At 54.3% G+C, this 26,940-nt stretch carries 22 protein-coding genes and 5 tRNA genes; 19 read left to right on the top strand and 8 right to left on the bottom strand.

Annotated features, from left to right (window positions below):
• Window positions 1-353 precede the first annotated feature (353 nt).
• The 5 genes from ACESLK_RS22640 to ACESLK_RS22620 all read left to right on the top strand — a co-directional run bounded on the left by ACESLK_RS22640 (window position 354) and on the right by ACESLK_RS22620 (window position 6,134).
• Window positions 354-1,856 carry a sugar ABC transporter ATP-binding protein gene (locus ACESLK_RS22640; protein WP_373231982.1) on the top strand — a complete coding sequence of 501 codons (1,503 nt, stop codon included), beginning with the start codon at window positions 354-356 and terminating at the stop codon, window positions 1,854-1,856.
• 27 nt (window positions 1,857-1,883) lie between these two features.
• Window positions 1,884-2,873, top strand: a complete 990-nt coding sequence (locus ACESLK_RS22635) for an ABC transporter permease (protein WP_373231981.1) — start codon at window positions 1,884-1,886, stop codon at window positions 2,871-2,873.
• A 93-nt stretch (window positions 2,874-2,966) separates the two neighbouring features.
• Complete coding sequence (locus ACESLK_RS22630; RefSeq protein WP_373231980.1) at window positions 2,967-3,974, top strand: ABC transporter substrate-binding protein; 1,008 nt, start codon at window positions 2,967-2,969, stop codon at window positions 3,972-3,974.
• Window positions 3,975-4,119: 145 nt separating this feature from the next.
• Window positions 4,120-5,127: an alcohol dehydrogenase catalytic domain-containing protein gene (locus ACESLK_RS22625; protein WP_373231979.1), complete on the top strand. Its 1,008-nt coding sequence runs from the start codon at window positions 4,120-4,122 to the stop codon at window positions 5,125-5,127.
• Entirely contained in the window at window positions 5,124-6,134 is a 1,011-nt protein-coding gene (locus ACESLK_RS22620) for a zinc-dependent alcohol dehydrogenase family protein (protein WP_373231978.1), read from the top strand. Before ACESLK_RS22625 ends, ACESLK_RS22620 begins: the two co-directional genes overlap by 4 nt.
• Window positions 6,135-6,190: 56 nt before the next feature.
• On the opposite strand, the gene ACESLK_RS22615 is transcribed toward ACESLK_RS22620, so the two are convergent.
• A complete protein-coding gene (locus tag ACESLK_RS22615) occupies window positions 6,191-6,691 on the bottom strand; it encodes a DinB family protein (protein ID WP_373231977.1) in 501 nt (166 codons plus the stop codon).
• Between the two features lie 170 nt (window positions 6,692-6,861).
• Between ACESLK_RS22615 and ACESLK_RS22610 the strand changes: the two genes are divergently transcribed.
• The 8 genes from ACESLK_RS22610 (at window position 6,862) to ACESLK_RS22575 (ending at window position 18,000) form a co-directional block, all read left to right on the top strand.
• Window positions 6,862-9,054 carry a Tex family protein gene (locus tag ACESLK_RS22610; protein ID WP_373231976.1) on the top strand — a complete coding sequence of 731 codons (2,193 nt, stop codon included), beginning with the start codon at window positions 6,862-6,864 and terminating at the stop codon, window positions 9,052-9,054.
• 88 nt (window positions 9,055-9,142) lie between these two features.
• A complete protein-coding gene (locus ACESLK_RS22605; RefSeq protein ID WP_373231975.1) occupies window positions 9,143-9,670 on the top strand; it encodes an RrF2 family transcriptional regulator in 528 nt (175 codons plus the stop codon).
• Window positions 9,671-9,880: 210 nt separating this feature from the next.
• Window positions 9,881-11,683: a cache domain-containing sensor histidine kinase gene (locus ACESLK_RS22600; RefSeq protein WP_373231974.1), complete on the top strand. Its 1,803-nt coding sequence runs from the start codon at window positions 9,881-9,883 to the stop codon at window positions 11,681-11,683.
• The gene (locus ACESLK_RS22595; protein ID WP_373231973.1) at window positions 11,658-13,175 is read left to right on the top strand and encodes a response regulator; all 1,518 of its coding nucleotides are present in this window, start codon (window positions 11,658-11,660) and stop codon (window positions 13,173-13,175) included. The genes ACESLK_RS22600 and ACESLK_RS22595 overlap by 26 nt, the downstream gene beginning before the upstream one ends.
• Before the next feature lie 184 nt (window positions 13,176-13,359).
• Entirely contained in the window at window positions 13,360-14,328 is a 969-nt protein-coding gene (locus ACESLK_RS22590) for an ABC transporter permease (RefSeq protein WP_373231972.1), read from the top strand.
• 11 nt (window positions 14,329-14,339) lie between these two features.
• Window positions 14,340-15,245, top strand: a complete 906-nt coding sequence (locus ACESLK_RS22585; protein WP_373231971.1) for a carbohydrate ABC transporter permease — start codon at window positions 14,340-14,342, stop codon at window positions 15,243-15,245.
• A 106-nt stretch (window positions 15,246-15,351) separates the two neighbouring features.
• Window positions 15,352-17,064, top strand: a complete 1,713-nt coding sequence (locus ACESLK_RS22580) for an ABC transporter substrate-binding protein (protein ID WP_373231970.1) — start codon at window positions 15,352-15,354, stop codon at window positions 17,062-17,064.
• 279 nt (window positions 17,065-17,343) lie between these two features.
• On the top strand, window positions 17,344-18,000 hold the full coding sequence (locus tag ACESLK_RS22575) for a nitroreductase family protein (protein ID WP_373231969.1): 657 nt from the start codon (window positions 17,344-17,346) through the stop codon (window positions 17,998-18,000).
• Window positions 18,001-18,159: 159 nt separating this feature from the next.
• On the opposite strand, the gene cmpA is transcribed toward ACESLK_RS22575, so the two are convergent.
• Together cmpA and ACESLK_RS22565 are read right to left on the bottom strand one after the other, a co-directional pair.
• Window positions 18,160-18,309: a cortex morphogenetic protein CmpA gene (cmpA, locus tag ACESLK_RS22570; protein WP_094047983.1), complete on the bottom strand. Its 150-nt coding sequence runs from the start codon at window positions 18,307-18,309 to the stop codon at window positions 18,160-18,162.
• A 91-nt stretch (window positions 18,310-18,400) separates the two neighbouring features.
• Window positions 18,401-18,757: a hydrolase/acyltransferase gene (locus ACESLK_RS22565; RefSeq protein WP_373231968.1), complete on the bottom strand. Its 357-nt coding sequence runs from the start codon at window positions 18,755-18,757 to the stop codon at window positions 18,401-18,403.
• Window positions 18,758-18,886: 129 nt separating this feature from the next.
• On the opposite strand from ACESLK_RS22565, the gene ACESLK_RS22560 reads away from it, so the two are divergent.
• Window positions 18,887-19,381, top strand: coding sequence for a SprT family protein (locus tag ACESLK_RS22560; protein WP_373231967.1), 495 nt, complete (start codon window positions 18,887-18,889; stop codon window positions 19,379-19,381).
• Here the strand turns inward: ACESLK_RS22560 and ACESLK_RS22555 are convergent.
• A complete protein-coding gene (locus ACESLK_RS22555; RefSeq protein ID WP_373231966.1) occupies window positions 19,378-20,802 on the bottom strand; it encodes an MFS transporter in 1,425 nt (474 codons plus the stop codon). The genes ACESLK_RS22560 and ACESLK_RS22555 overlap by 4 nt on opposite strands.
• Before the next feature lie 64 nt (window positions 20,803-20,866).
• Window positions 20,867-21,403 (bottom strand): TetR/AcrR family transcriptional regulator, encoded by a 537-nt coding sequence (locus ACESLK_RS22550; protein WP_373231965.1) that lies wholly within the window; start codon window positions 21,401-21,403, stop codon window positions 20,867-20,869.
• Between the two features lie 203 nt (window positions 21,404-21,606).
• Between ACESLK_RS22550 and ACESLK_RS22545 the strand changes: the two genes are divergently transcribed.
• The 5 genes from ACESLK_RS22545 to ACESLK_RS22525 all read left to right on the top strand — a co-directional run bounded on the left by ACESLK_RS22545 (window position 21,607) and on the right by ACESLK_RS22525 (window position 22,311).
• A tRNA-Asn gene (locus tag ACESLK_RS22545) sits at window positions 21,607-21,682 on the top strand.
• 1 nt (window position 21,683) lies between these two features.
• Window positions 21,684-21,774: transfer RNA gene (locus tag ACESLK_RS22540), tRNA-Ser, on the top strand.
• Between the two features lie 248 nt (window positions 21,775-22,022).
• Window positions 22,023-22,097: transfer RNA gene (locus ACESLK_RS22535), tRNA-Glu, on the top strand.
• 3 nt (window positions 22,098-22,100) lie between these two features.
• Window positions 22,101-22,176 (top strand) — tRNA-Lys (locus ACESLK_RS22530).
• A gap of 49 nt (window positions 22,177-22,225) precedes the next feature.
• A tRNA-Leu gene (locus ACESLK_RS22525) sits at window positions 22,226-22,311 on the top strand.
• Between the two features lie 716 nt (window positions 22,312-23,027).
• Here the strand turns inward: ACESLK_RS22525 and ACESLK_RS22520 are convergent.
• The 3 genes from ACESLK_RS22520 to ACESLK_RS22510 all read right to left on the bottom strand — a co-directional run bounded on the left by ACESLK_RS22520 (window position 23,028) and on the right by ACESLK_RS22510 (window position 26,923).
• Window positions 23,028-24,413 (bottom strand): SMEK domain-containing protein, encoded by a 1,386-nt coding sequence (locus ACESLK_RS22520; protein WP_373231964.1) that lies wholly within the window; start codon window positions 24,411-24,413, stop codon window positions 23,028-23,030.
• A gap of 328 nt (window positions 24,414-24,741) precedes the next feature.
• Window positions 24,742-25,905 (bottom strand): tyrosine-type recombinase/integrase, encoded by a 1,164-nt coding sequence (locus ACESLK_RS22515; protein WP_373231963.1) that lies wholly within the window; start codon window positions 25,903-25,905, stop codon window positions 24,742-24,744.
• A 76-nt stretch (window positions 25,906-25,981) separates the two neighbouring features.
• A complete protein-coding gene (locus tag ACESLK_RS22510; RefSeq protein WP_373231962.1) occupies window positions 25,982-26,923 on the bottom strand; it encodes a tyrosine-type recombinase/integrase in 942 nt (313 codons plus the stop codon).
• Window positions 26,924-26,940: the final 17 nt, after the last annotated feature.

The raw sequence follows: 26,940 nt of genomic DNA, 5'->3' as shown, positions 1-26,940 counted from the left end.
CACTTTTTTGGCCTTAGCCTCGCAGCTTGGGCAGCGCCGAGGCACTTTTTTGGCCTTAGCCGCGCGACTTGGGTAGCGCGGAGGCACTTTTTTGGCCTTGGCCGCGCGGCTTGAGCAGCGCCGAGGCACTTTTTTGGCCTTAGCCTCGCAGGCTCGGTCCCGTCAAGGCCCAACCTATTCGCCAGGACCTGGGCGAGATATTTTAACCTGACAACATTGGGGGGAAAATCCCTTCTCTGAACATCAGAGATTTTTCAACTATGCGAAGAGATTATTCCATTCAGCCTGAAAGCGTTTCAAATTACAATGCGGATAGACAGAAAACCGCAAGGCAAGCCAAAAGGGGTGAGACGATGAGCGAACCATTGATTCAAATGGAGGGCATCGACAAAGCGTTTCCGGGCGTTCAGGCGCTGCAGCAGGCTCGATTCGAGCTGCTGGCCGGCGAAGTGCACGCGCTGATGGGAGAGAACGGCGCGGGCAAGTCGACGCTGATGAAGGTGCTGACCGGCGTGTACGCCAAAGATGCCGGGACGGTCCGCTATCTGGGGAAGGACGTGGAGTTTCCCCATACGAAGGCGGCGCAGGACGCCGGCATCAGCATCATCCATCAGGAGTTGAATTTGGCGCCCGATCTGACCGTGGCCCAAAATATTTATATCGGCCGAGAGCCGAGAAAGAAAAGCTTTCCGCTGTTCATCGACGAGAAGAAGCTGAACGAGCAGGTTCGCGAGCTGCTGAAGAAAATAAACCTGTTCATCGAACCGGAAACTCCGGTTGCCGAGCTGACCGTGGCGAAGCAGCAAATGGTGGAAATCGCCAAGGCGCTGTCCTTCAACGCCAAGGTGCTCGTCATGGACGAACCGACGGCGGCGCTTAGCGACAGCGAGATCGCCGACCTGTTCCGGATCATCGCCGAGCTGAAGGCGAACGGCGTCGGGATCGTCTACATCTCCCACCGGATGGACGAGATCAAGCGGATTACCGACCGCGTGACGGTGATGCGCGACGGCGCGTACATCGATACGGTCCGGACGGACGAGGTGACGATCGACCGGATCATCTCGATGATGGTCGGACGCGCCGTGTATCAGGAATCCCGCGCCAAGACGTCGTCGTACGGAGAGACGGCTCTGGAGGTCAAAGGGTTGAATCGCGGCAGAGCGCTCAAGGATATCGGATTTGCACTTCGTAAAGGGGAGATTCTCGGATTCGCCGGCTTGATCGGCGCGGGGCGGACGGAGCTCGCCAGGGCGATCTTCGGGGCGGACCCGATCGATTCGGGCGAGGTGTACGTGCACGGCCGCAAGGTCCGCATCCAAAGCCCGTATGACGCGGTTCGGGCCGGAATCGGTTATCTGTCCGAGGACCGCAAGCGGTTCGGCCTGCTCGTCGACATGGACGTCAAGACGAACGTCGCCGTCGCCAGCCTGCGCGGATTCGCGCGGTTCGGGAGTTGGATGAAGGCGGGAGCGATCGGAGAGGTCGCCGAGTCCGTCGTGGATAAGCTGAAGGTCAAGACGCCGAGCATCGACCAGGAGGTCAAATTTTTGTCCGGCGGCAACCAGCAGAAGGTCGTCATCGGCAAATGGCTGACTCGCGATTGCGACATCCTCATTTTCGACGAACCGACGAGGGGCATCGACGTCGGCGCCAAGAGCGAAATCTACAAGCTGCTCGAAGAGCTGGCCGAGCAAGGGAAGGCGATCGTCATGATCTCTTCCGAGCTTCCGGAAATCTTGCGGATGAGTCACCGCATCGTCGTCATGTGCGAGGGACGGATCACCGGGGAGCTTTCCCGCGAGGAAGCGACGCAAGAGAAAATCATGAGCTTGGCCACCGCGCGAATGGCCTGATTCAAGCAATCGAAAGGGGAGAGCTTCATGCAAACCGCAGAAGCGAAAAAAACGCTTAAGCTAGGCTCCGGAATGCTGCAGCAGCTGCTGGCGTTTACGAGTCTGATCATTCTGATTCTGGTGTTTTCGTTTGCATCGGAAAATTTCTTCCAGTTTTCCAACATTGTCGGCATTCTGCTCTCCACGGCGGTCATCGGCGTTCTGGCGCTCGGTTCGACCTTCGTCATCATTACCGGGGGCATCGACCTGTCCGTCGGAACGGTGATGACGCTTAGCGCCGTCATGACCGGGGTGTTCATTACCTTCTGGGGTTTTCCCGTTTGGCTGGGCGTTGTGGGCGGCATATTGACCGGGGCGCTGTGCGGCTTCCTGTCAGGAACGCTTGTGGCGAAGCTGAAGATCATGCCCTTTATCGCGACGCTGGCGGTCATGATGATCGCCAAGGGGCTCGCGCTCGTCATTTCCGGCACGAAGCCGATCTACTTCAACGACGATCCGACGTTCCGCAAAATCGCGCAAGACTCGGTGTTGGGCAAACTTATTCCGGGCTTCACCATTCCGAACGCGGTGCTGATCTTCTTCGTAGCCGCGATTATCGCGGGCATCATTCTGTCCCGCACGATCATCGGCCGGTACAACTTTGCGCTCGGCAGCAACGAGGAAGCGACGCGGCTGTCCGGCGTCAACGTGAACTTCTGGAAGATCGTCATTTACACGATTACCGGGCTGTTCACCGGACTGGCCGGCGTGCTGATCGCGTCCCGCCTCAACTCCGCCCAGCCGGCGCTCGGCAGCGGCTACGAGCTGGAGGCCATCGCGGCGGTCGTCATCGGCGGCACCTCGCTGAGCGGGGGCAAAGGCACGATCGTAGGCACTGTCATCGGCGCGCTGATCATGAGCGTACTGACGAACGGCTTGAGAATTTTGTCGGTGCCGCAGGAGTGGCAGACCGTCGTCGTCGGCTTGGTCATTCTGCTGGCGGTGTATACGGATATGCTGCGCAGACGGAAGAAATAGCTGCAACCTCATCTCCATTCGGTAGGTTCTCCGCGGCTTCGGCCCGGAGTTTCCATACAATCATTTCATAAGACAAAGGGGAGAACTTCGGTTATGAAAAAATGGACCATGCTTCTCGTAACGACTCTGCTCGTCGCTCTGACGCTGAGCGCCTGCGGCGGCAAGAAGGAATCGGGCGGCCAGCCAGCGGCTTCCAATGCCGGCGGAAGCGCGCCTGCGGCAAGCGAAGGCAAGCTGTACATTCCGATCGTCTCCAAAGGCTTCCAGCACCAATTCTGGCAAGCGGTCAAGTCGGGAGCCGAGAAAGCGGCTGCCGAGCTGGGCGTCGAAATTACGTTCGAAGGGCCGGAGACCGAGGCTCAGGTCGACAAGCAGATCGAAATGCTGCAGGCCGCACTGGACAAAAAGCCTGCCGCCATCGGGTTCGCGGCGCTGGACAGCCAGGCGTCGGTGCCTTATCTGGAGCAGGCGCAAGCCGCGGGCATTCCGGTTGTCGCCTTCGACTCCGGCGTCGAGAGCCAGATTCCGGTAACGACGGCGGCAACGAACAACGCCGCGGCGTCCGCGCTGGCCGCCAAGAAGATGGCCCAGCTGATCGGCGACGAAGGCGAGATCGCCATGATCGTCCACGACCAGACGAGCCGCACCGGCGTCGATCGCCGCGACGGCTTCAAGAAAGAAATCGAAGCGAATCATCCGAACATTAAGATCGTCGATATTCAATACGGCGGCGGCGACCATCTGAAATCGACAGACCTTGCGAAGGCGATCATCCAGGCGCATCCGAAGCTGAAAGGCATTTTCGGCGCCAACGAAGGCTCCGCCATCGGCGTGTTCAACGCGGTGACGGAACTGGGACTCGAGGGCAAGATTACGGTGATCGGCTTCGATTCCGGCAAGCAGCAGATCGAGGCCATCAAGGCAGGCAAGATGGCCGGCGCGATTACCCAGAATCCGGTCGGCATCGGCTACGAGACCGTCAAGGCGGCCGTCGCCGCAGTGAAGGGCGAGAAGGTCGAACCGATCATCGATACCGGCTTCTTCTGGTACGATCAAACCAATCTCGACAACGAAGAAATCAAAGCCGCGCTGTACGAATAAGCGAATTCGCGATCGCCGAGCGGCCGCCAGAACGGATAGCGGAGAGACAGTCCGGGCGCCTGGCGCGCCCGGACTGCTGCTATGTCGAAGGACGGACGCGTATTCGGGCGGTTGCCTCACGAACGATCACGAGGAGGAGAGTAAAATGAAAGCGCTCGTCTACAAGCAGCCGGGGGACGTTCGCGTCGAGGAACGGCCGATTCCCGTTCCAAAGGCGGGAGAAGCGCTGATCCGGGTCGCCGCCGCAGGATTGTGCGGCACGGATCGGCATATCGCGGACGGCAGCTACCCTGGCGCGTCCGATATCGTGCTCGGGCACGAGCTGGCCGGAGTCGTCGCCGGAATCGGGCCGGGAGTCGAAGGGCTGACCATCGGGACGGCGGTATGCGTCGATCCGAATCTGGCTTGCCGCGCCTGCGAACGCTGCCGCGCGGGCAAGCCCCACCTGTGCGCCAACGCCCAAGCGGTCGGCGTCACCCGCGACGGCGGGCTCGCCCCGTACGTCTGCGTGCCGGTGGAGCTGCTCTCGCCGCTTCCCGCGGGGCTGTCTCCCGTCCACGCGATATTGGGAGAGCCGCTCTCGTGCGTGGTGCATGCCCTCGACCGGGCGGAGGCGAAGCCGGGCGGACGGGCTGCCGTATGGGGGCTCGGCACCGCCGGCATCATGATGATCCAGCTCCTGAAGGCGCTTGGCCAATCGCGGATCGTCGGCGTCAGCCATCACGAGGACCATCGCCGGCTGGCGCTGCGGGCCGGAGCGACCGCAGTCATGACGCAGGAGGAAGCGAGAAGCGGCCTCGAGGCGGATTTGGCGGTGGAAGCGTCCGGTTCGCCGTCCGCGTTCGGTCCGGCTTTCGACGCGCTTGCTCCGGGAGGAACGCTGCTCGTCTACGGCGTCATGAACCCGGAGGATACGGTGCCGCTCAGGCCGGAGGCGATGTTTCGCAAGGAGCTGCGGATCGTGGCCAGCTACGTCGGGCCGTCGACGCTCGACCGGGCGCTGTCTCTGCTGCGGGCCGGAACGGTCGATGCGGAGCTGCTGCTCGGCGACCGGCTGTCGCTCGAAGAGGCAAGGGATTGGGTGCTGAAGCAGGGGCCGCGTAAAAAAGCGAAGGCCCATGTCATTTTCGATCGCGAGGAGGAAACGGAATGAAGGCTCTTGTCATGGAGGCGGCCCGCCAAGCCGTCGTCAAGGAGGTCCCCTATCCGGCGCCCGGCCCCGGGGAGCTGACGATCCGCGTCATGGCCTGCGGCATTTGCGGCACAGATCTGCACATTTATCAGGGAACGTTCCTGCCTGCTTACCCGCTGATCCCCGGACACGAGTTCGCGGGCATCGTGCACGAGGTCGGAGAGGGCGTGACCCGTTTCCGGCCTGGCGACCGGGTAGCGGCAGATCCTTCCTTGTTTTGCGGAAAATGCGACTACTGCCTTAGCGGCCGGGGCAACCATTGCGTCCAATGGCAGGCGACGGGCGATACGGTGAACGGAGCGATGGCGGAGTTCGTGCGCGTTCCGGAGGAGACGGCGTTCGCGATGCCGGACGGCATGACGTTCGCCGAGGGCGCGTTTATCGAGCCGATCGCGTGCGTCGTGCACGGCATGAACCAGTTGGAGCCGAAGGTCGGCCAGAGCGTGCTGCTGTTCGGGGCCGGAAGCATGGGACAGCTGCTGATCCAGGCGCTGTCCCATGCGGGGGCGGGGGAGCTTGCCGTCGTCGACGTCGCGCAGGGCAAGCTGGACATGGCTCTGCGCAACGGGGCGACGCACGCCTACTTCAGCAGCGAGATCGAAACGGCGCTGGCGCGCCGTAGGCGGCACGGGGGCTTCGACGTCGTCGTCGACGTCACCGGCATTCCGTCCGTCATCGAGTCGCAGTTCCGGTATTTGGCGCCGAGGGGAACGCACCTGCAGTTCGGCGTCGCTCCCCGCGACGCCGTCATCGGCATCCGTCCATTCGATATTTATCACAACGACTGGAAGCTGATCGGGTCGATGGCCGTCAACCATACGTTCAAGCCTGCCATGGACTGGATCGCCGCGGGACGCTTCGATACCGCTCCGCTCGTCTCCAAGGTCATTCGCCTGGAGGACGTTCCGGGCTTTTTCGAGGCCGGGAAAGCGGCGGACCTCATGAAGGTTCAGATCAGCTTTGAGTAGTCGCGACGCAACTTAATCTAAAAAGCCAAGGTCGTCTGGGACCTTGGCTTTTCCATTTAACGGCCGCCGAACATGGCCGCGAACTCTTCCTCGTTCGGACCGTAGACGCCGGGAGGCACGAGTCCGGCTTGCCGCATCAGAATCGTCATCTGACCGCGATGATGGATTTCGTGACGCAATACAATCGTCAGCAATCCGCCATAGGTAGTGTCGATCGAGCCGAACAGCAGGAGGGAATCCGAAAGCTTGCCGTCGCTCCATTGCTCCTTCAGCGCCGTCGCCACCGCCGCGGCTGCCTGCCGGTAACCCTCGACGATTTGCCGCGCGGAGGACGGGGGAGCCTCTTTTAACGGCACATCTGCGAGTTGCAGCCCGCCGGCGCCGAACATTCCCCCGACGCTCGTCGTCACGTGCCATGCCAGCTCTCCCAGAGTTCTGCCTTTCGTTTCCGTCACCTTTTGATTTAAAGATTCGTCCGTCAGGGCGGAGAGCACGTTCGAGGTCAGCGAGGATTCGTGCTTCCAATCGTTCAGAAATTGCTGCAAGCTCTGATACATCCGTCTGTTTGCTCCTTTCGGAAATAAAAGTCAGGCCCATCATAACACCCGTCCGATCCGTTCGCAAATGAGATGCGGCTAATCGTCACCGATATCGCGTTCGCGCTTGCCTAAGCTCGCGATGAGCGACATAATAAAAGGATGTACATAAGTTACGGGGGGCACGATGCATGAGCGTAGGGAACGACAACGCGATACAGAATGCGGTACAGAATGCGCAAGAAAGAATGATCAAGCAGATCGCGGGCGAGCTTGGGCTTGGCTTGGGCCAGGTGCGAACGGTCGCGGCTTTGCTGGACGACGGGAATACGATTCCTTTTATCGCCAGATACCGTAAAGAAATGACCGGCGAGCTCGACGAGGTGCAGCTTCGCGCGATCGACGACCGCCGCACGTATCTGAAAGGGCTGGAGGACCGCAAGGGCGAAGTCATTCGCCTGATCGAGGAGCAGGGCAAGCTGTCGCCCGAGCTGCAAGCGGCCATCGAGAAGGCGGTTAAGCTGCAGGAGGTCGAGGATCTGTACCGGCCGTACCGGCAGAAGCGCAAGACGAGGGCGAGCGTCGCCAAGGAGCGCGGCCTGGAGCCGCTTGCGCTGTGGCTGCTGTCGCAGCCGAGACAGGGAGACCTGCGCGCCGAAGCGGCGAAATACATAGATGCGGAAAAAGGCGTAGGCACCGCGGAAGAAGCGCTCCAGGGAGCCTCCGACATTGTGGCGGAGGGGCTGGCCGACGATGCGGGCATCCGGAGCCGGGTGCGCAAGTTTACCTGGGATCAGGGCGTTCTGGTCAGCAAAGCCAAGGACGCGGAAGCGGAGTCCGTCTATGAAATGTACTATCAATATTCGGAGCCGGTCCGGCGTCTGCCGCCGCATCGGGTGCTGGCGATCAATCGCGGCGAGCGCGAGGAGTTTCTGAGCGTCTCGATCGACGTGCCGGCCGACCGGATCGTGGACGAGATCAACCGCAGGACGATCAAGGGGCCGGGTCCCGCTCGGGACACGCTGGCCGCCGCGGCGGAAGACGCGTACAAGCGGCTGATCGCTCCGTCGATCGAACGGGAGCTGCGGGGAGAACTGACGGAGAAAGCGGAGGAGCATGCCATCGGCATTTTCTCGGAAAATCTGCGCAATTTGCTGCTCCAGCCGCCCGTCAAAGGGAGAGTCGTGCTCGGCGTCGATCCGGCGTACCGGACCGGGTGCAAGCTGGCCGTCGTCGACGATACGGGCAAGCTGCTGGAAGTGGCGGTCACCTACCCGACTCCTCCTCATAACAAGAAAGCGGAGGCGGAAGTCGTCTTCCGGCGGTTGATCAACCAATACGGAGTCGGACTGATCGTCATCGGCAACGGCACGGGATCGAGGGAAACCGAGCAGTTCGCGGTTGGAATCATCAAAGCGATGCCCGAGCGCGACCTGCAATATTTGATCGTGAACGAGGCGGGTGCGAGCGTCTACTCGGCGTCCAAGCTGGCCGCGGAGGAGTTCCCGGATCTGGACGTGTCGGAGCGCAGCGCCGTCTCCATCGCCCGCCGTCTCCAGGACCCGCTCGCCGAGCTGGTGAAGATCGAGCCGAAAGCGATCGGCGTCGGCCAATATCAGCACGACGTGACGCAGAAAAGACTGGACGAGAGCTTGACCGGAGTCGTAGAATCGGCGGTTAACCACGTCGGAGTCGACGTCAATACGGCGTCTCCTTCTCTATTGTCCTACGTATCCGGCATTAACGCGACGATGGCGCGCAATATCGTAAAGCTGCGCGAGGAGAAGGGCAAGTTCACGGAACGTTCGCAAATCCAGAAGGTGCCGCGCCTTGGCGCGAAGACGTTCGAGCAGTGCGCGGGTTTCCTGCGGATCTCGGACGGAGCGAATCCGCTCGACCGGACGCCGATTCACCCCGAGTCGTACGCCGTGGTCGGCAAGCTGTTCAAGGAATTGGGACTGAAGCTGACGGATATCGGCACGGAAGAGCTGAAGGCGAAGCTGGCCGAGGTGCGTCTGGAGGACGTGTCGGAGCGGCTCGGCGTCGGCATCCCGACGCTGCGCGACATCGTGGACAGCTTGCAGCGCCCGGGACGGGATCCGCGCGACGAGCTCCCGCCTCCGATCTTCCATACGGACGTGCTCGATATCGAAGATTTAAAGCCGGGGATGGAGCTGCAAGGAACGGTGCGCAATGTCGTCGATTTCGGCGCGTTCGTCGATATCGGCATCAAGAACGACGGGCTCGTGCACATTTCTCAGATCAGCAACAAATTCGTCAAGCATCCGACCGAAGCGGTCGCCGTCGGAGATACGGTAACCGTATGGGTGCTCGGCGTCGATCTGAAGAAAGGTCGAGTGAGCTTGACGATGCGCCAGCCGTAAAGAACTTGAGGCTACAGGTCGCCCGGGCGCCGGCTCTTTGGCGGAGTGCATGAATTGCCTCCGTCTATCACAGCGCAACGACAAATGCATGAATTGCCTCTTGCCCCAGGGGAAGCAATCCGGTACAATTCAAGCAATTGGAGGCGATTGCATGAATCCGGAGAAGTGCGTCGGTTCCTACCATCCCAAGTGGTTCGGGCTGGCGCTGCAGGCGCTCGTGGTCCTCTCGAAGGATTGCATACGCACCTGTCCGAGCGCGGAGCTCGCCAAGATGCTGCAGTCGGAAGCGACTTTGCTCAGACGGATTCTGTCCCTTCTGGCGAAGGGCGGCATTCTGGAAACCCGCGAAGGCAGGGACGGCGGATACCGATTAAGAAGAGATCCGAATTCGATCACGCTTGCCGAGGTGTTCTCGGTTCTTCAAGTTGCCGATCCTCTATGCTCTGGCATTCGGGAGACGGCGGGGGATCACGCCTTCGGCAAGGAGATGAACGCGATTTTCGCCGAGGTGACGGGCGAGATGGATCGCGCCATTCTGCTTGTGCTGGAACGCTACACGATCGGACAGATCGCCGAACGCGCGGGCAGCTACGCAAGTGTGACGGCGGATAAATAAGCATGGCGCGAAGGAAGGGCATCCCGTCGGGATGCCTTTTTGTGATTAAACGCTATGGAGCGTTATATTGTACTGTCCGGGCGATACGGAGTCGGCGCATGACAGGGTGCGCCAGCCAGGCGCATTCGCCGGCTCCGCAGAGAACATCAGGAAACCGCTTGCATTGTTCCGAACGCTCGCCTATAACTAGTAATGAAGGGGGGAGGGGCTGTGAAGCGGTACGCCAGAAGATTGAACGACATGAAGCTCCGCAACAAAATGGTATGGTCGTATATGCTGTTTTTCATCCTGCCCTTTATGATCGTCGGTCTGTTCGTCGTTCACGAATTCAGGCAGACCGCCTTGACGAGGGCGACCGAACAGTCCGAGAGCACGGTGGAGCGGGTGAAGAGCCGCGTACAGGAAATGTTGGGCGTGCCGATGCAACTTTCCAACCAATTGTCTCTGGATTCCGATCTGCAGGATGTCGCGACTACTCGCTATAAAGACGTCTTTCAGGTGGTCGACGCCTATTGGGGCTATAAAAAGTTCAAATTGTTTCTCGATTTCAATTCCGAAATCACCCGGGTCAAAGTGTACGCGGACAATCCGACGCTAATTGATAACTGGGAGTTTACGCCGCTGGACGCCAAGACGAGCGAAACGTTCTGGTACAGATCGGCCATCACCCAAATCGGAAGGTTGGGCTGGTATTATTTCCCGAGCGATTCGCGCTCGACCTCGAGCATGCTCAGCCTGGTTCGGAGCGTTTATTTCCAAGAGACGAAAACGATCGGATTGCTTCAGATCGACGTCAATACGAACGAGCTCAGCGGCATTCTGAAGCAGGAGGAGCCCGAGATCGCCCTGGCCGACGAACGCGGGGTCGTCGTCGCCGCCAACCGTCCGGGCATGACGGGCAGGAAGCTGGACGAGCTGGACTGGGGAAATCAGATCGCCGCGTTGGAGCCGGGCAAGTATGAGCTTGCCGCGGGGGGGATCGGCTCCAAAGTTATCATAGACTCGCTGAAGCTGGATAACAGCTATAACGGACTTAAGATCGTATCCGTGTTTCCCGTGGAGAGCATTATGAAAGAGGCGAACAGGATCAGCTCGATTGGGTTCCAGATCATTGTGGTCGTGTTCGTCGTTGCGCTGATTCTGATTTATTCGATCTGTACCGTGCTTACAGATCGCCTGCTCAAATTCAGCAAGCAGATCAACAAAGTGTCGATGGGCAATTTCAATACGGAGCTGACCGTCGACGGCAGCGACGAGATTGGGCAGATCAAGCGCCAGTTCAATCAGATGGTCGGCAACATCCGCGAGCTGATGGACGAGGTGGGTTTTTCCCACGAGCGAACCCGCGACATGGAGCGTAAGCAGAACGAGATCAAGCTGAAGATGCTGGCCAGCCAGATCAATCCCCATTTTTTGTACAACGCGCTGGAATCGATCCGGATGAAGGCGCATTTGAAGGGCGAGAAGGAAATATCCCGCACGGTAAAAATGCTGGGCAAGCTCATGAGAAAAAATCTGGAGCTGACCGGCAAGGAAATCGCGATCGAGGAAGAATTCGAAATCATCCGCTGCTATCTGGAAATCCAAAAGTTCCGTCATGAGGACCGCCTTGCCTATGCGATTCATCTGGATCCCGCTGCTGCAAAAATAAAGGTGCTGCCGCTGCTGATTCAGCCCCTCGTCGAAAATTCGGTCGTGCACGGACTAGAGAAATCCGTCGACGGAGGGACAGTTGTCGTAAGGGCGCACCGGGAAGGCGGGAGCCTGCGGGTCGCCGTGGAAGACGACGGGATCGGAATGACGGCTCGGAAGCGCGAAGACGTGATTCGGTCGCTTTCGGCCCAGGAAGCGGACCGGATCGGTCTGCACAACATCCAGCAAAGGCTGCTCATGACTTACGGCGAGCGTTCGGGTCTAACGATCGAAAGCGAAGAGAAAAGGGGAACGCGCATTAGCTTCAGCATTCCGATAGAGGGGGAGACGGAACATGTATCGCGTAATGATCGTGGATGACGAACCGCTGATCCGCGAAGGACTTCGGACGATCATCGAATGGGAGGAGTACGGCTTTCAAGTCGCGGCCTCGGCCGCCGACGCCATGGAAGCGCTTCGCAAGATTCCGGAAGCATCGCCTCACCTTATGATCGTGGACATTCGGATGCCCGGCATGGACGGACTTGAGCTGCTTCGCGCCGTTCAGGAGCGGCAGCGTCCCTGCCCGCGGTTTCTAATCCTGAGCGGACACGCGGATTTCGAGTACGCGCGCGCGGCGCTGCAGCTGAAGGTCGACGGCTACTTGCTTAAGCCGATCGACGAAGAGGAATTGTCCGAGCAACTGGAGCGGATCAAGGAGACGCTTCGGGAGGAAAGCGAGGAGGCGGAGGGAAGGAGCCGGGAAAGCTTCATTCAGAAGCTCCTGTCCGGGGAAGGAGAAGCGTCTTCTCGGACGGCCGGATTGAACTGGTCGTCCTCCGAGATCGTGCTTATTAAGCTGCTCGGCCGCGGCGAGCCCGACGCTTCGGCGGTCGCCGCGGCCAAGCGGCGGCTAACCGAAAAATTCGACCGAACGGACGAGGGGGTCGTGTTCTCCGCCGAACCGTATTTCGGAATTGCGCTTAAGGATTCGGGAGGCCGTTCGGCCGTTCTGGACAAAGCCTACCGTCTGATCGCCGAAGCCTGCGGGGAAATGGATTTCGATGCGGTTTCGGGAGGATCGGTTGCGGAATTGGCGGATCTGGGACGGTCGCTTGAAAAGGCCCGCAAGCTGATGAAGCGCCGCTTCCTGTTCCCGGAAGGACATATCATCACTTCGGAACCCGACTTTCCGGAAGGCGTTATCCACGACGACGCCAATGCGGCGAACGAGCTGGAAGAGAAGCTGATTTTGGCGCTCGACGCGGCCAATTCCGAAGCCGCCGAGTCCGCGCTCCGCCGGATCGGCGGGTTCTGGCTGGCCGCGGGCGCGCCTGAGGAGGAGATCAAGACCGGCTTCGCCGCGCGAATGTCGGCCGTCTTGTCCAAGCTCTCGCAATCCCGTCCGGAAATTCGGGAATACGTCCAATTGCTCGACGCCGAGCTGACTTCACTGTACGAGGAGTATCGGTACGACCGGCTGATCGCACGTCTGGCTTCGATCTGCGCCCGCGTGGCGGAGAAGCTTCAAACCGCCGGATCCGGTCCGGACAAGCAGGTGCAGAGAATGATCGAGCTCATTCGCCGCAACAGCTCGGAGAACCTGAAGCTGGAATCGCTGGCCGTGGCGTTGGGCTATAACAGCTCGTATCTCGGCAAGCTGTTCAAGAACGCCACGGGCGACTACTTCAACACCTACCTGGACAAAGTAAGAATCGAGAAAGCCAAGGAACTGCTCCGCAAAGGTCTGAAAGTGTATCAAGTCGCGGAGCAGGTCGGCTATGCGAACGTCGATTATTTTCATGCCAAATTCCGGAAGTACGTAGGCTTGTCTCCTGTCGCTTACCGCAAAAACGAGGCCGATTCCCGCTGAGGATCGGCGATTGCGCCCCCATGAGACGCAGGCCGATTCGAAAGCCGCCAAAGGGACCGACGAGTCGGTCTCTTTCTGTTTAACGATTATCTCTAATTTTCATATGATTATTCGACGAATCCGCCGTGTAGCCGAAAGAATGCGTTTTCATTATGATTGATTCATACAGCAAGGAGGGAAACTCATGAAAGCGATGCCTGAAGATCGTCCGGCCGCGCAAGCGATCGCGATACCCGGCAGAAGAGGGGGAGCGCTCCGCCGCGCGTTCCAAAACCGGTATTTGTACTTGATGTCGCTGCCTTTCGTCGCTTGGGCGTTCGTTTTTACTTACCTGCCTTTGTGGGGATGGCTGATGGCGTTCCAGAAGTACAATCCGAAGCTTTCGATCTGGGAGCGGGACTGGGTCGGGTTCGACAATTTCCGGATGCTTTTTCAGGACGATACGTTTTATCTGGTCATGCGCAATACGCTGGCGATGAGCTTTATGTCGCTGATCGCGGGATTTACGATTCCGATTATTTTTGCGCTCCTTCTCAATGAAGTGAAGAACATGGCGTTCAAGAAAACGGTTCAGACGGTATCTTACTTGCCCCACTTTGTATCTTGGGCGGTCGTCGCCGGCATCGTATCGAAGATGCTGTCGACGGACAACGGAGCGGTCAACGATTTTCTGGTGTGGAGCGGCATTCTGAACGAGCCGGTTCAGTGGCTTGCGAAGGGCGAATACTTCTGGGGCATCGTCACGTTGTCCGACGTCTGGAAAGAAACGGGCTGGAACGCGATTATCTACTTGGCCGCAATGGCCGGCATCGCGCCTGAGTTGTATGAGGCGGCCAAAGTCGACGGCGCGAGCCGCCTGAGGCAAATGTGGCATATTACGCTTCCGGGCATCCGTCCGACGATCATTATTCTCATGATTTTATCGATCGGCAATCTGATTAACATCGGTTTCGAAAAGCAATTTCTGCTCGGCAACAACCTCGTCGTCGATTATTCGAAGGTACTTGATCTGTATGCGCTGGAATATGGCATAAAGATCAACCGGATCTCGTTCGCGACAGCGATCAACATGTTCAACTCGGTCGTCGCGATACTCCTGCTCTTCACGGCGAACGGACTGTTCAAGCGCTTCACGAAAGAAAGCGTATTCTAGGAGGGGACACCATGAACGCTCGCAGCATTCGCAGAGGCGTCCCCGGAACCGACCGGGCCGTCGACTTTCTCATCTACGCGTTACTTATCGTCACGTCAATCATTACGCTTTATCCCTTTCTCAACGTGCTGGCCATTTCGCTGAACGATTCGACCGACAGCGTGCGCGGAGGAATTACCGTTTTTCCCCGATCATTCACGCTGGACAACTATAAAGCGATTTTCGCGTACAACACGTTGTTCACCGGTTTCAAAATCTCTCTGCTGCGGACGCTCATCGGATCGGCGCTCGGATTGATCAGCGCATCGATGCTTGCGTACACGCTCGCGCGCCGCGATTTTCAAGGGCGAAAGTTCGTGTCGACGTACTTGGCCGTCACTTTGTACGTTACCGCCGGATTGATTCCTTTCTATATTCTGATCAAAGATCTGAACATGATGAACACGTTCGCCGTATACGTGCTTCCAGGTATCGTCAGCGCGTTTAACGTATTCGTTGTCCGGTCGTTCATAGACGGCATTCCGTACGAGGTGCAGGAGTCGGCCAAGATTGACGGCGCCAACGACTTTACGATCTACTGGCGAATTATTTTGCCAATGACGAAACCCGCTCTGGCGACGATCGGCCTGTTCCTGGCGGTCGGCCAATGGAACTCCTGGTTCGACACGTATTTGTATAACGGCTCGGCCGAGCATCTGACGACACTGCAATACGAACTAGTCAAAGTGCTTCAGAGCACGACGAACAACTCCGGAGACTATCGTACACAGAACTTTGTCCAGAATGTTTCGAAAGTGTCGCCGGACTCCATCAAGATGGCGATCACAATATTCGTATCGGTTCCGATTCTGCTTGTTTATCCGTTCCTGCAGCGTTATTTCGTCAAAGGCTTGACGCTGGGCTCCGTCAAAGGTTGATCGCTTCGCGCGACGGCCCTCGTCCGGCCCAGCCATGAAACCGGTATCAACGGGCATGCCCGTTATACGCATATCGCAATTCGTACACTATTGAGGAGGGTACAACATGGCAACAAAGAGAAAATGGCCGAGCCTGGTGCTGTCCACCGCACTGATTGCCGGCTTGTTGGCGGCATGCGGCAGCAACAGCGATAAAGGATCTTCCAGCCCGAACGCTTCCGGTTCGGCGTCCGCTTCACCGTCTGAGGAGGTGCTTAAACCCCTGACGCTTACCTACTACAGCGAGGACATCAATCCGAACTGGGTCAACATGATGGATGATATCGGCAAAGCGCTTACGGCCAAAACGGGCATCACGCTCAGCGCGGAATTCGCTACCGGCGACGCCGCGCAGAAAACGGCGCTCATCGCGTCCAGCGGCCAATATCCGGATCTCATATCGGCGAAAGGGGGCATCAGCAAATTCGTCGAAGCGGGCGCTGTGCTTGATCTGACGGATCTGATCGAGCAGCATGCTCCGAACATCAAAAAGATTTTCGAAGGACAGATGAACCGCCTGAAGTACAGTATAGACGACCCTAAGATCTACGTCATTCCGTCGTATGACAGCGTCGGCCAACAAAACTTCGAAGCAAACGGTGGGATGCAACTGCAGCATCGCGTCGTCCAAGAACTGGGCTACCCTAAGATCCGTACGGTTAAAGATTTTGAAAACGCAATCAAAGCGTATCTTGCGAAGCATCCGAAGGACGAGAACGGCAATCCGAATATCGGCCTGTCGCTCATCGCTGATGACTGGCGGATGTACATCGGCGTCACAGACCCGGCGTGGGCATCCACCGGAGGCGCAGGTGACGGCGAATACTTTGTAGATATCGACACGCATGAGGTGACTTACCACTTCCGCCGTCCAGTCGAGAAGGAATACTTCCGCTGGCTGAATCACATGAATGCGGAAGGGCTGCTTGATAAAGAATCGTTCGTTCAGAAATACGATCAGTACAAAGCGAAAATCGCCACGGGCCGCGTACTCGGCCTGATTGACCAAAAATGGGATTTCGACGAAGGTCAAAGACCACTGAAAGCGGAAGGCAAGTTCGATCAAACGTACGGCCATTACCCGGTCACCCTGACAGAAGAGTATAAGAACCCGGCGTTCTGGTCGACTGGCTTTACGGGCGGTCTCGGCGTCGCGATCTCGGTTGACAACCCGGATCCGGTGCGCACGATCAAATTCCTGGACTACCTCGCTTCTGACGAGGGTCAAGTGCTGGCGAACTGGGGTATCGAAGGCAAGCATTACAATGTCGAGAACGGCAAACGCTTCATTCCGCCTGAGGTCGCCGATCGCAAAATTAACGATGCAATCAACTTCCAGAAGGAATCCGGCATCGGAAGCTACAACCTGTTGAGCGCGCACTACGGCGACGGAGTCAAAGACCCGACCGGCAACTACTACACGACGAGGTTCCCGGAGCAGCTCGTCAGCGATTACAGCTCAGTGGAGAAAGAAGTTCTCGCCGCATACGGCGCAACCATCTGGAAGGACCTGTTCCCGCAAGAAGACGAGTTCAAGCCAAAGCCGTGGGGCGCCCTCTGGAACATTCCGGTTCCAAGCGACAACGATCTCTCCGTCCTGGAGGAGAAGCTTAAGAACATTACGTGGAAGCGGATTCCAGAAGCGATTCTCGCCAAGCCTGAACAATTTGACGGGCTGTGGGACAAATATATGAAGGAAATCGAAGCGGCTGGCGTCGAGAAAGCCGAACAGCTTCGGCAGCAGCTTCTGAATGAACGTCTGGCTCTGTGGGGTTCTTGATGTAAAGGTAGGCGCCTCGCGACCGGTCTTCCCGACCGGGATCGCGAGGCTTTTTCTTGGTGCGCATCGGGCGACCATTCCGGGAGCTCCGACATATTGACAATCGAATGGAAGAAGAATATACTGTGCATTAATCAGAACAGTTTCAACGCATTTTCTTTGTCGGAATAAGAGCCCGGTTATTTTCAAACGCTAGGGATGGCATCCATTTCACTCGTTTGAAATTAACTGTGCTATAATGCACACAATTAACATTTTTATGAAAACGGAGGAATTACAATGTCAACCACGCAAACGGTGCAAACTGAAACCCCGAGCTATGCCGAAGTCGTTCAAGCACGCCGTTCCGTTCGCCAGTACGACCCGTCCTTTAAAATTTCCAGAGAGCAATTGACCGAATTGTTCGCCGAAGCGCTTAAAGCTCCCTCCTCTTCCAACCTCCAGCCTTGGCGTTTTCTCGTAATCGACTCTCCGGAGCTTAAGCAGAAGCTGCTGCCGATCGCGAACAACCAGCAGCAAGTCGTCGACGCTTCGGCCGTCATCGCCGTGCTGGGAGACGTGGAAAGCTACAAGCTGGGGGAAACGATCTACAATCGGGCTTACGAAGCCGGTTATATGCCGGAAGCGACCAGGGACATGTTCATCGCCAACTCCACGAAAATCTATGGCAACCTGCCGCCTGAAATCGCCCGTAAAATCGTCTACACCGACGGAGGGCTCGTCTCGATGCAGATTATGCTGTCGGCCAAGGCAAGAGGCTACGATACCGTTCCTATGGGCGGTTACAACGCGCAGAAGTTCGTGGAAGAGTTCAAGATCGGGGAGCGTTACGTGCCGATCATGCTGATCGCCATCGGCAAAGCCGCCCAGGAAGGCCATCCTTCCGTCCGGCTTACGGTGGACGAAGTCGTCAGATGGAATGAATTCGATTTTTAAGCGCTAAAAAAGGATCCCTCCGTTCGCCGGTAGTCGGCGGCGGAGGATCCTTTTTTTTCGTCCACGATTCAGAAGCATAAAATCCGCTATCCTTATCTGAATCGTCTCCGACAAAACGCGTTCTCCGTCCTGCGGACACCGAAGGCGTTTTTGCTTGGTTCAAGGGGTAGAGCCTGCGGTATCTTTCGTATCCTTGGATTTGTCGGGTTTGCCCCGATAATAAAACCAGCAATCGTTCAGCAGACGGATCTGCCTGCGGTCTTTCTTCTGAAAAGCGGACATTAACTGGTTGCAAAGCCATTGAGGCATTGAAAATCGTCCTCCTCCCATCTCATGCTGTATTGCTAGCATATGGGATTGGGCGGATGACCGTGCAGGTCCGAATCGGATTTGTGCTGGGCTAGAGCAGATCCTCTTCCTCGTACCACTGCTCCAGTTGGGCTTGAAGAGCGCGGATCTCGGTTAGCAGCGCGATCAGCGGATAGGAGCCTTCGCGGATGGAAGCGAACGTACGCTCCAACTCGTTCACGTATTGCAATCCTCCGATCGGAGATTGCTGCTCGTCGAGCAGATCGAGCGCGCGAAATTCGGCTATCGCTCTCGGCAGGTTCGGCACGTTGTCCGCGGTCAGCTTGGACAGCTCTTTATGAAGGCGCAGATTCAGGGCGCTTAGCTGGTAAGCGTGGGAAGCGGGCATCTCGACGAAATCGAGATTTCCTTGCTCGTGCTGCAGAAGAACGTAGGACATTTCAGGCATGTAACGCAGTCTCCCCTCAACCATTTCTACTTGACAGTGTAGCCCAACAGAGGGCTACAATTCAAGTAGGCCAAGCTCGGACGGGCGGTTTCCGAGACGTTAATTGCAGGGCCGGGGAGGACTGTCGGCATGAAGGATCAAGAACTGCAGCGGTGGGTCGAGCGCGTGTCCTTGGAATATTTCGACCGGCCGTTTTTGCACCAAGCTACCTTTAACTCGCGGCTTCGCTCGACGGGCGGCCGCTACTTTACGCAAAGCCACAATATCGAGATCAGCCCGCATCAGCTTGAAGCGTATGGCGCGGAAGAGACGGAAGCGATCATCAAGCACGAGCTGTGCCATTATCATTTGCATTTGCAGCGCAAAGGATTCCAGCATCGCGACGCGGACTTTAAGCAGCTGCTCGTCAAGGTTGGAGCAACGAGACATTGTCGCGCCCTACCCGGGGCGACGAGACGCCTTCCGGTGAAGTATTTGCTCGTGTGCCAGGCTTGCGGCATGCAATACCCCCGCAAGCGCCGCACGGACCCTCGGAAATACTCGTGCGGCAAGTGCAGGGGGAAGCTGAAGCTGTTTCATGCGGCTCCCGCGGATGACAAGGGAGCGCGGCGGCTAGGCGATTAAACGGCGGAGGGCGATTCGTTGGCGGAGTTTGGTGCGGATTGCGCCGCTTTCGATCGGCCGCGCACGAAGATCGCGATGCCGAGCAGCGCGAGCGCCATCATCAGCGACCCGGCGCCAAGGCTGGGCACGATATGGTCGGCGAAATCCTGCGGCGAGCGAATCGCCGAACCGGATTGGAAGATCAGTCCGCCGATCGCGATGCCGAATACGCCTCCGAGTTCCCTTGTAGCGTTGCCGACGCCGCTTGCTTCCCCCGCCGCGTCTTCGGGGGCGGAAGAGATCAGACCATGCGAGAGCGGCGTGAAGCTGAGCCCCATCCCGGTGCCGGCAAGAATCATCGGTCCGAGCATCGCGAGGAACGGGAAGTCTACGCCGCGCGCCTGGATGAGCAGAGCGAACCAGGCCAGAGCGGCGGTCTGGAACAGAAGACCCGCTATCAGCACGTTGCGATTGCCCAGACGGCTGATGGCGAGACCGGCCAGCGGAGCGGCGATCATCGTCATCGTCGTCCAAGCCATCTCCCGTACGCCCGCCTGCAGCGGCGTAAAGCCCTGCGCCTGCTGCAGGAACAAAGTAAGCAAGAAGATTGCCCCGAACACCCCGGCGTTCATCCAGAAGCCTGCGAACGTGTAGAAGAAGTATGCTCGGCTGCGGAACAGATCGAAGCGCACGAACGGAACTTTGCGCGTTCTCTCCCAGAAGTAGAACAGAATGAGCAGCAGCGCTCCAAGAGCAAGCGAACCGACGACGATCGGCGCTCCCCACCCTTCCGAATTGCCTCTCTCCAATCCGAATATCAATCCGAACAGCCCGGAGACAAGCAGAAGCACTCCGGCAGGATCGAGCGGCTTGCGGACGCCGCGGGACTCTGCGAGCCATTTAAAGCCGAACAGGACAGCGAGAATGCCGATCGGCACATTCACGTAGAAAATCATTTGCCAAGGCGCTCCCTCCATAATAAGGCCGCCGACGAGCGGTCCTACGCTGAGGCCGAGCCCGGAAATTCCCGACCATAAGCCGATGGCGGCAGCCCTTTTCTCGGGAGGGAAGGCGGAGTTGACCAGCGTCAGGCTCAGCGGGACGATAGCCGCTCCTCCGACGCCTTGGATCGCGCGGGACAGAATCAGCGACAGCGACGTTTCGCTGAGGCCGCACAGCAGCGATCCGAGCGAAAAGACGACGACGCCGGCAAGAAACACCTTTTTTCTCCCGATCGATTCTCCAAGTACGCTGAACGGAATGAGCAGTACGGCGAAAGCAAGCGTGTAGGCGTTCATGAACCATTCGAGGTCCGACATGGTGGCGTTCAGATCTTTCTGAATAGACGGCAGTGCAACGCCGATGACCAGATTGTCGAGCATGGCCATGAACAGGGCGATACAGGTGACGACTAACAGACGGATTCGCGAAGCTGTGAACATGTGATCTCTCCTTTTGATAACTTTATTTATTGATAAATAAATGAGCGGCGAAAGAAAACTCCGATTACTCGGAGTCGCACCACGGGGCCAACTTCGGCAATTCCAGCACTTCGGATAGCGTGCCGATCAGTCCGCAGCTAATAAACATGCTCGCTTGCCATTGCGGATTGGGAACGCCGGCTTTCGCAAAACGTTCCACCAGCCGATCGTAGGCGAACGAGTATTTTTCCTTCACGAAATTTCTGACAGCCGGTTCCGGCGTCGTGAAGCTTTGCATGAGCAGCAGCATTTCGTTGCGGTGGGTTTGGAGCAAGAGCTCGAACTGGCGGCCCATCTCCGTGCTGAGCTGATCGGGAGGTGCGTTGACCGTGAAAAACTGGTTCATCATCCGGTCGAACGCCTTCTCCAAGACGGCCAAGTAAAGCTGTTCTTTCGACTTGAAAAAATGGAACACGTACGGCTGGGTTACGCCTACAGCTTCCGCGACGTGCGCGGTCGTGGTTTTGTAGAAGCCCTGGGAAGCGAACAAGGCTGCTGCGCTCTGCATGATCTGCTCTTTACGGCTTGCTGCGATTTCTTCTTTAGGGCTCAAGGCGGGCATCGACTCCGTTTCTTTGATTGCAGTTGCAATGATTTATTAATCAATAAATATCATAAGGGCGAGCATGAAGTCAACAAATTCCCTAAATGTGGGGCGAATTTTTTACAGAAAAAAGCGGTGGAGAGGCAGTGAAAAAAACTTCTGCGAAAGGCTTGACTTAATAACGCGGTCATGATAAATTATTACTTGTCGCTTTTGAACTTTCCCTGATAGCTCAGTTGGTAGAGCACTCGACTGTTAATCGAGTTGTCACAGGTTCGAGTCCTGTTCGGGGAGCCATGGGGAGATACCCAAGTGGCTATAAGGGGCTCCTCTGCTAAGGGAGTAGACGTGTCATGCGTGCGAGGGTTCGAATCCCTCTCTCCCCGCCACCCATGGAATTCATAAAAGACGACTTGAGGAGAGCCCGCGGCTTAGTACCGGAGGGCTCTTTTTGATTGTTCAGGCGGCGTTGGGGCAAAATAGGCAGAAATGGAACCGAGGAAAGGGCTCGAAAAAAGAAATAAAAAAAAGTGCGTTTTGACCGAAAAAGGACTTGCCTTAGGCGATTGTTTCAGATATAATCATTTTTGTCGTCTGAAACGGACAGCGCTAAGCGCAAGGGCAAATGGCCTATAATGGCCCCTTGGTCAAGTGGTTAAGACACCTCCCTTTCACGGAGGTAACAGGGGTTCGAATCCCCTAGGGGTCACCATGAGAGCCATTAGCTCAGTTGGTAGAGCACCTGACTTTTAATCAGGGTGTCGTAGGTTCGAGTCCTACATGGCTCACCAGTATTTCTCTGGGAAGGCAGTATCCTTACTCAGACGACGTTCATCATATGCGGTCGTGGCGGAATGGCAGACGCACCAGCTTGAGGGGCTGGCGGTAGCAATACCGTGGAGGTTCGAGTCCTCTCGACCGCACCATAACTAAAACAATGAGATCCCTTGCCTTGCAAGGGATTTTTGATTTTTATTACGTTGGTTTAAGTTTGAATCAAGGTTCATGACATTAGTTAGTTTTGCGCATGGGGACAATTTGGGGACATTTCCGGATAAGGGTCGCAATTTTTGCTGATAATTGAGAAGTCGATGCTTTTTTGAATTTGCGTACATGTGGTCGGAGGGAACACGGCCCTCAATAGAAATCAGTTTGATACGAAGTTCACCGTCGGTTAAGTGCATGACTCTGTTCCGTAACTGGATCGTATGGACCCACGTCCAACGTTTCGGTTTCAAGATTGATGCGTTAGCTCTGTACCTCTGCCACAAAGAGCAAAAACTGCCTACAGGACCACCGATCGGGGAAGGGAGGGGCGATTAGGATTTAACCGGCTAAGTAGTTTAGGCAAGAAGTTGTAATGAAAACGAACTCTATTGCCGTTTACGGTGCTTAGAAATTGTGAGGGAATAGGCACTGGATGACAGCAGTCTTGCAGAACATGTTCATGACCCACATCTGGGAAGGAGGGTTCAAGGGTAACCTCCCTATTGAAACCATATTTTAACCTTAAAACAAAAAAAGAAACCCAACCGTCATGTGTCATGTGTTCTGGGTTTCTCGATAATATGACAACCTTGCTTAATGATACTGGGTAATTTGTCTTTACTTAAATAAAACAGGAAACCGTTTCTTTTATTTATTAAGACTGATCTTCAAAGTAATAAACTCTGAAGAAACTTCTTTTTTGAAGTAATGCTATTTCCCTTTTAGTTTCATTATCTGTAGGGGTAAGAAAAATCACATCATCTGGATTTATCGAAGCTCCAAATACCTCTCCTTTATAACTTACTGTTTCCAAATCCCAAGCCAACATGCGCACCGTATCAGGCATACTTATTTTGTCACCATTTAATTTAATTACAGGTATTGAATTTATTAATACGTCAAGATTCTCTCCGCTATCAAAAAACACATACATTCTTGATGTAGACTTTTCTAACTCATTAACTAATCTTTCGAGTTTCAATCTTTTATCCGTAGTACCTTTAAACCAAATTATTTCATTTATATCTTTATAATTGTTTTCAATTTTTTCTAACTTAATATCAAAATATGTAGATAAGATGCTCATATTTTCATTATGCTTATCTATTAACGAATCAAGCATGGAGCGAAGTAATGATTGAAATGACATTCCTGTGCTAATTAGTATTGCAAATTGGTTTGTAAAAAATAAATTCAAAAGTATACTGAAATGGTTTTTCTCTAACTCCATGTACTCTTCAAACAATAATTTTAGTACTGAGCCATCCTCGATTTTTTCTAGAACCTGATATAGTCGAGACTTATAATCATCCTCTAAGCTATGCAGCGATTCAAACTTACTAATCAAATCCTGATTTAAATCAATATATCCGTATTGCCAGCTGCCTGCTTCTAAATCAATAAATTTATCAATCCTTCGTTTTGTCCTCTCTGTAAGTAAATGCCCAAGGACTTTAAGGTTATTTTCAGAATCCGATTTTTTAATTACTCTTTCAAAGACTTCGTGCATCTTTTTTTCGAAATAATCAGTCTGTCCTAACTCATGTTCGAGAAGAGTAAGAATTTCTGCTCTCTTTTTATCAGAACAATTACTAATATCTCTCATGATTGAACTTGGTGTGATAATCCCTTCTTTATAGTTAAAAAAGAGATTATACGGTGCTTTTGTTTTCCTATTAAGATTTATTGTATCAGTAGTTAATATAAACATTTTTAACCCATTCGGAAAATCATTAATATATTTCTTTTCGTAGAACATCTGTAAAGTGTCTCTGATTTTCGAATTATCACTCCTAGATGTAACTTGCACAGCTAAACCACTTTTTGTCCTATCTCCTAAATCAATACCAGGATAATTCATAGCTTCTTTATTTAAATCTACTAGTTTATAATCATAAACTAAATTCAACAATTTTAGCGCTAGTCCTTCGGAGGCCGTATTTATATCAAAATATGCTGAATAATTATTTATTTTAATTTTCACAACCCAAGTCACAATCAGATCAATAATTCGCATATCTTCTTTTTGTTTGTTAATCATGTTTCTATCTCCTTATGAGTTTGAGTAATTCTATTATATGCTCTTACTATGTTCAGAAGGGAATTTATACATTTTGAAATTGCTATTTTTTATTGAAAGGACATTCATCAGAAAAATAAACTCTGAATACAAAAAAATTCGCCTCTTATAGCAAGGGCGAATCGTATATTATTTTCTTGTGTCTGACTGTGGTGTTCTGAAAGCTCTATATGGCGTTTATAGACGCTTGATGAGAAAAGGGGAGGATCTACTCGTGTCTATACATTTCGTGCGAAATAGCCATCTAAAGAGACGTTTGGGTTCGAATCTTATGTTATACCAGCCCATATCATCTGTTCGGCAAAAGAGTATTCATTTTATCTGCTGCTGATTGGTCAGCGCTCTGTAACACATGCCCGTAAATATTCATCGTTGTAGAAATATTAGCGTGACCTAAACGGCTACTAATCACTTTAGCGTGGACTCCTTGGTTGATGAGTAGCGTGGCAGAGGTGTGCCGTAAATCGTGAAACCGAATGTAGCGAATGCTATGACGGACAGTGAAGTTTCTCCACCACTGCGATGCGTACGAATAATAAACTGCCTTTCCATTGGTTGTGGAGAATACGAAGGAGTGGTCACCGCCAAGCCATTTGTCGCCCAATAAAGCCCGCTCGGCAATCATTTTTTCACGAAGTTTGATTAGGTCCGGAATAAGGCTGCTCGGTATGGATATGCGACGAATAGAGCTCTTTGTTTTCGGGGCTTTGATGAGTGGATTTCCTTTCTGAGTAAGTGAGAATGACTGTTTGACGTCCAAATACGCATTCTGTAGGTCAACCTGCGCCCACTCCAGTGCAAGCAGCTCCCCACGGCGCATTCCCATTGTAAGAGCCAACGTAATCAGCAGTCGCCACTCTAATAGCTCTGAATCCAAAGCTTTAAAGACGGCTGCCACTTCTTCTTCGTTGTAGACGGAAACTTCTTTTGTAGTAACTTTTGGCTTCTTGACATCAGCGACGGGATTGTAATTAATAATTCGCCATTCAACAGCAATGTTGAAAATATTACGTAATACTCTGTAGATGTATTGAATCGTGCTGCTGGATAAGGTTTTTTCTTGGCCATCTTTTCTTGCTGAGGGTGAGGTGAGATCAGTAAGAAACGAAACAACGTGCAGCGTTTTTACTTGATCCAGCCTCAAATGGCCGAAGTAGGGTAGGATGTGGTTTTTTATATGAAACATGTAGTTGCGATATGTGAGCGTCTCCAAATGCTTTTGAGCATATTTAACTTTCCATTCCTCGACAAAATTCATCAATGTCAATTTCTCCGGTTCAAAATAAGTACCTGTTTTGACTTCAGTGATAAACTTTGCCATTTCCACTTCGGCCTCCTTTTTCGTAAATCCAGAAACCGTTTTTCGATGACGGATCCGCTTTCCCTCGCCATCAAAACCTAGTTCAACAGTAAATCGCCATGAATTAGGACCGCGTTTTTCAATACTGGCCAACTCTAGCACTCTCCTTTTCTTGTAAAACGAGTTACTAGTATTATGTCCACATTTCGTATGTGTGAGACTGTCCTGCTCAATAAATTCCGTTTTCAGGTTCATTAAGTATCCTGGACAAATCGGCTAGAGGGGGGACATAGCGCAGAGTAGTCCCTAAATTTTTATGCCGTAGCTGATGTTGAATATCGACGATGTTCATACCGCCCATTTGCATCAAGTACGCTGCTGTTCTTCTAAGGTCATGTGGACGAATATGTCTTGAAACGCCAGCATCTTGAGCTAAATCATGTAACATACGGGTTATTGTGTGAACGGTCATCTTTTTGCCTTGGTGATGGAACAAATATTCATCCCCCTGATTTGCATATGCTAGATATTCTGGGTGCTGTACATAACGTTCAAGCTCTATTACGAGATAACTGGGAATCGCGACAGGTCGTGAATCTGTTTTTTGTGCTTCAAAAACGTGTGCGATCCTTGTTTTCAAGTTCAGTCGCTTTCGCCGGAGAGAGCGGATCTCAGAAATGCGTAGTCCCGTGACGAGCATGAACCAGATAAATACGAATTCCTGCCGGTAAAATGGGTTTTTATACAGAGCTGCTTTCAGAATGGCAAGGCATTCTTCCTTGGACAATGAAGTATTCTGAATCGGACTCTCGAATTTTGGCCTGGGATATCCGATCATCGGGTTGTGCTCGATCATATCCATGTCGTGTAGAAACTCAAAGAAGCGTTTTAAAGAGGTAATGGTATCCGCAATTAATCGGTCGGAATCATATTGCTGCTTTAGGTCAAAAACGAAACGGTCAATGAAAGACCGTTGAATCGGCAGGTATCTGCCTGGGTGTTCACGGCTGGCGTGAAACTGATTGAAATCAAGTGTGCCTTCGAAACCCGCTTTGATCAGAAAAGCCTCAAACCGCTTGAAAACCGCAATATATTTTTGCTTGGTGGATACACGTTGTTTAAAATGATCGCTCCAAAACCGAAAGTAACTGGACTGAAGCAAAATTGCCATGAAACATCACCTAACTT

Origin of the sequence: Cohnella sp., from assembly GCF_041640265.1 — a bacterium.
GTDB lineage: Bacteria > Bacillota > Bacilli > Paenibacillales > Paenibacillaceae > Cohnella.
This window is presented reverse-complemented; position numbering and strand designations above follow the sequence as displayed.

What these genes read in the sequence shown, in the direction of transcription:
- ACESLK_RS22640 (WP_373231982.1), top strand. Translation starts at nt 354, where the DNA reads ATGAGCGAACCATTGATTCAAATGGAGGGCATCGACAAAGCGTTTCCG.
- ACESLK_RS22635 (WP_373231981.1), top strand. Translation starts at nt 1,884, where the DNA reads ATGCAAACCGCAGAAGCGAAAAAAACGCTTAAGCTAGGCTCCGGAATG.
- ACESLK_RS22630 (WP_373231980.1), top strand. Translation starts at nt 2,967, where the DNA reads ATGAAAAAATGGACCATGCTTCTCGTAACGACTCTGCTCGTCGCTCTG.
- ACESLK_RS22625 (WP_373231979.1), top strand. Translation starts at nt 4,120, where the DNA reads ATGAAAGCGCTCGTCTACAAGCAGCCGGGGGACGTTCGCGTCGAGGAA.
- ACESLK_RS22620 (WP_373231978.1), top strand. Translation starts at nt 5,124, where the DNA reads ATGAAGGCTCTTGTCATGGAGGCGGCCCGCCAAGCCGTCGTCAAGGAG.
- ACESLK_RS22615 (WP_373231977.1), bottom strand. Translation starts at nt 6,691, where the DNA reads ATGTATCAGAGCTTGCAGCAATTTCTGAACGATTGGAAGCACGAATCC.
- ACESLK_RS22610 (WP_373231976.1), top strand. Translation starts at nt 6,862, where the DNA reads ATGAGCGTAGGGAACGACAACGCGATACAGAATGCGGTACAGAATGCG.
- ACESLK_RS22605 (WP_373231975.1), top strand. Translation starts at nt 9,143, where the DNA reads ATGAATTGCCTCTTGCCCCAGGGGAAGCAATCCGGTACAATTCAAGCA.
- ACESLK_RS22595 (WP_373231973.1), top strand. Translation starts at nt 11,658, where the DNA reads ATGTATCGCGTAATGATCGTGGATGACGAACCGCTGATCCGCGAAGGA.
- ACESLK_RS22590 (WP_373231972.1), top strand. Translation starts at nt 13,360, where the DNA reads ATGAAAGCGATGCCTGAAGATCGTCCGGCCGCGCAAGCGATCGCGATA.
- ACESLK_RS22585 (WP_373231971.1), top strand. Translation starts at nt 14,340, where the DNA reads ATGAACGCTCGCAGCATTCGCAGAGGCGTCCCCGGAACCGACCGGGCC.
- ACESLK_RS22580 (WP_373231970.1), top strand. Translation starts at nt 15,352, where the DNA reads ATGGCAACAAAGAGAAAATGGCCGAGCCTGGTGCTGTCCACCGCACTG.
- ACESLK_RS22575 (WP_373231969.1), top strand. Translation starts at nt 17,344, where the DNA reads ATGTCAACCACGCAAACGGTGCAAACTGAAACCCCGAGCTATGCCGAA.
- cmpA (WP_094047983.1), bottom strand. Translation starts at nt 18,309, where the DNA reads ATGCCTCAATGGCTTTGCAACCAGTTAATGTCCGCTTTTCAGAAGAAA.
- ACESLK_RS22565 (WP_373231968.1), bottom strand. Translation starts at nt 18,757, where the DNA reads ATGCCTGAAATGTCCTACGTTCTTCTGCAGCACGAGCAAGGAAATCTC.
- ACESLK_RS22560 (WP_373231967.1), top strand. Translation starts at nt 18,887, where the DNA reads ATGAAGGATCAAGAACTGCAGCGGTGGGTCGAGCGCGTGTCCTTGGAA.
- ACESLK_RS22555 (WP_373231966.1), bottom strand. Translation starts at nt 20,802, where the DNA reads ATGTTCACAGCTTCGCGAATCCGTCTGTTAGTCGTCACCTGTATCGCC.
- ACESLK_RS22550 (WP_373231965.1), bottom strand. Translation starts at nt 21,403, where the DNA reads ATGCCCGCCTTGAGCCCTAAAGAAGAAATCGCAGCAAGCCGTAAAGAG.
- ACESLK_RS22520 (WP_373231964.1), bottom strand. Translation starts at nt 24,413, where the DNA reads ATGATTAACAAACAAAAAGAAGATATGCGAATTATTGATCTGATTGTG.
- ACESLK_RS22510 (WP_373231962.1), bottom strand. Translation starts at nt 26,923, where the DNA reads ATGGCAATTTTGCTTCAGTCCAGTTACTTTCGGTTTTGGAGCGATCAT.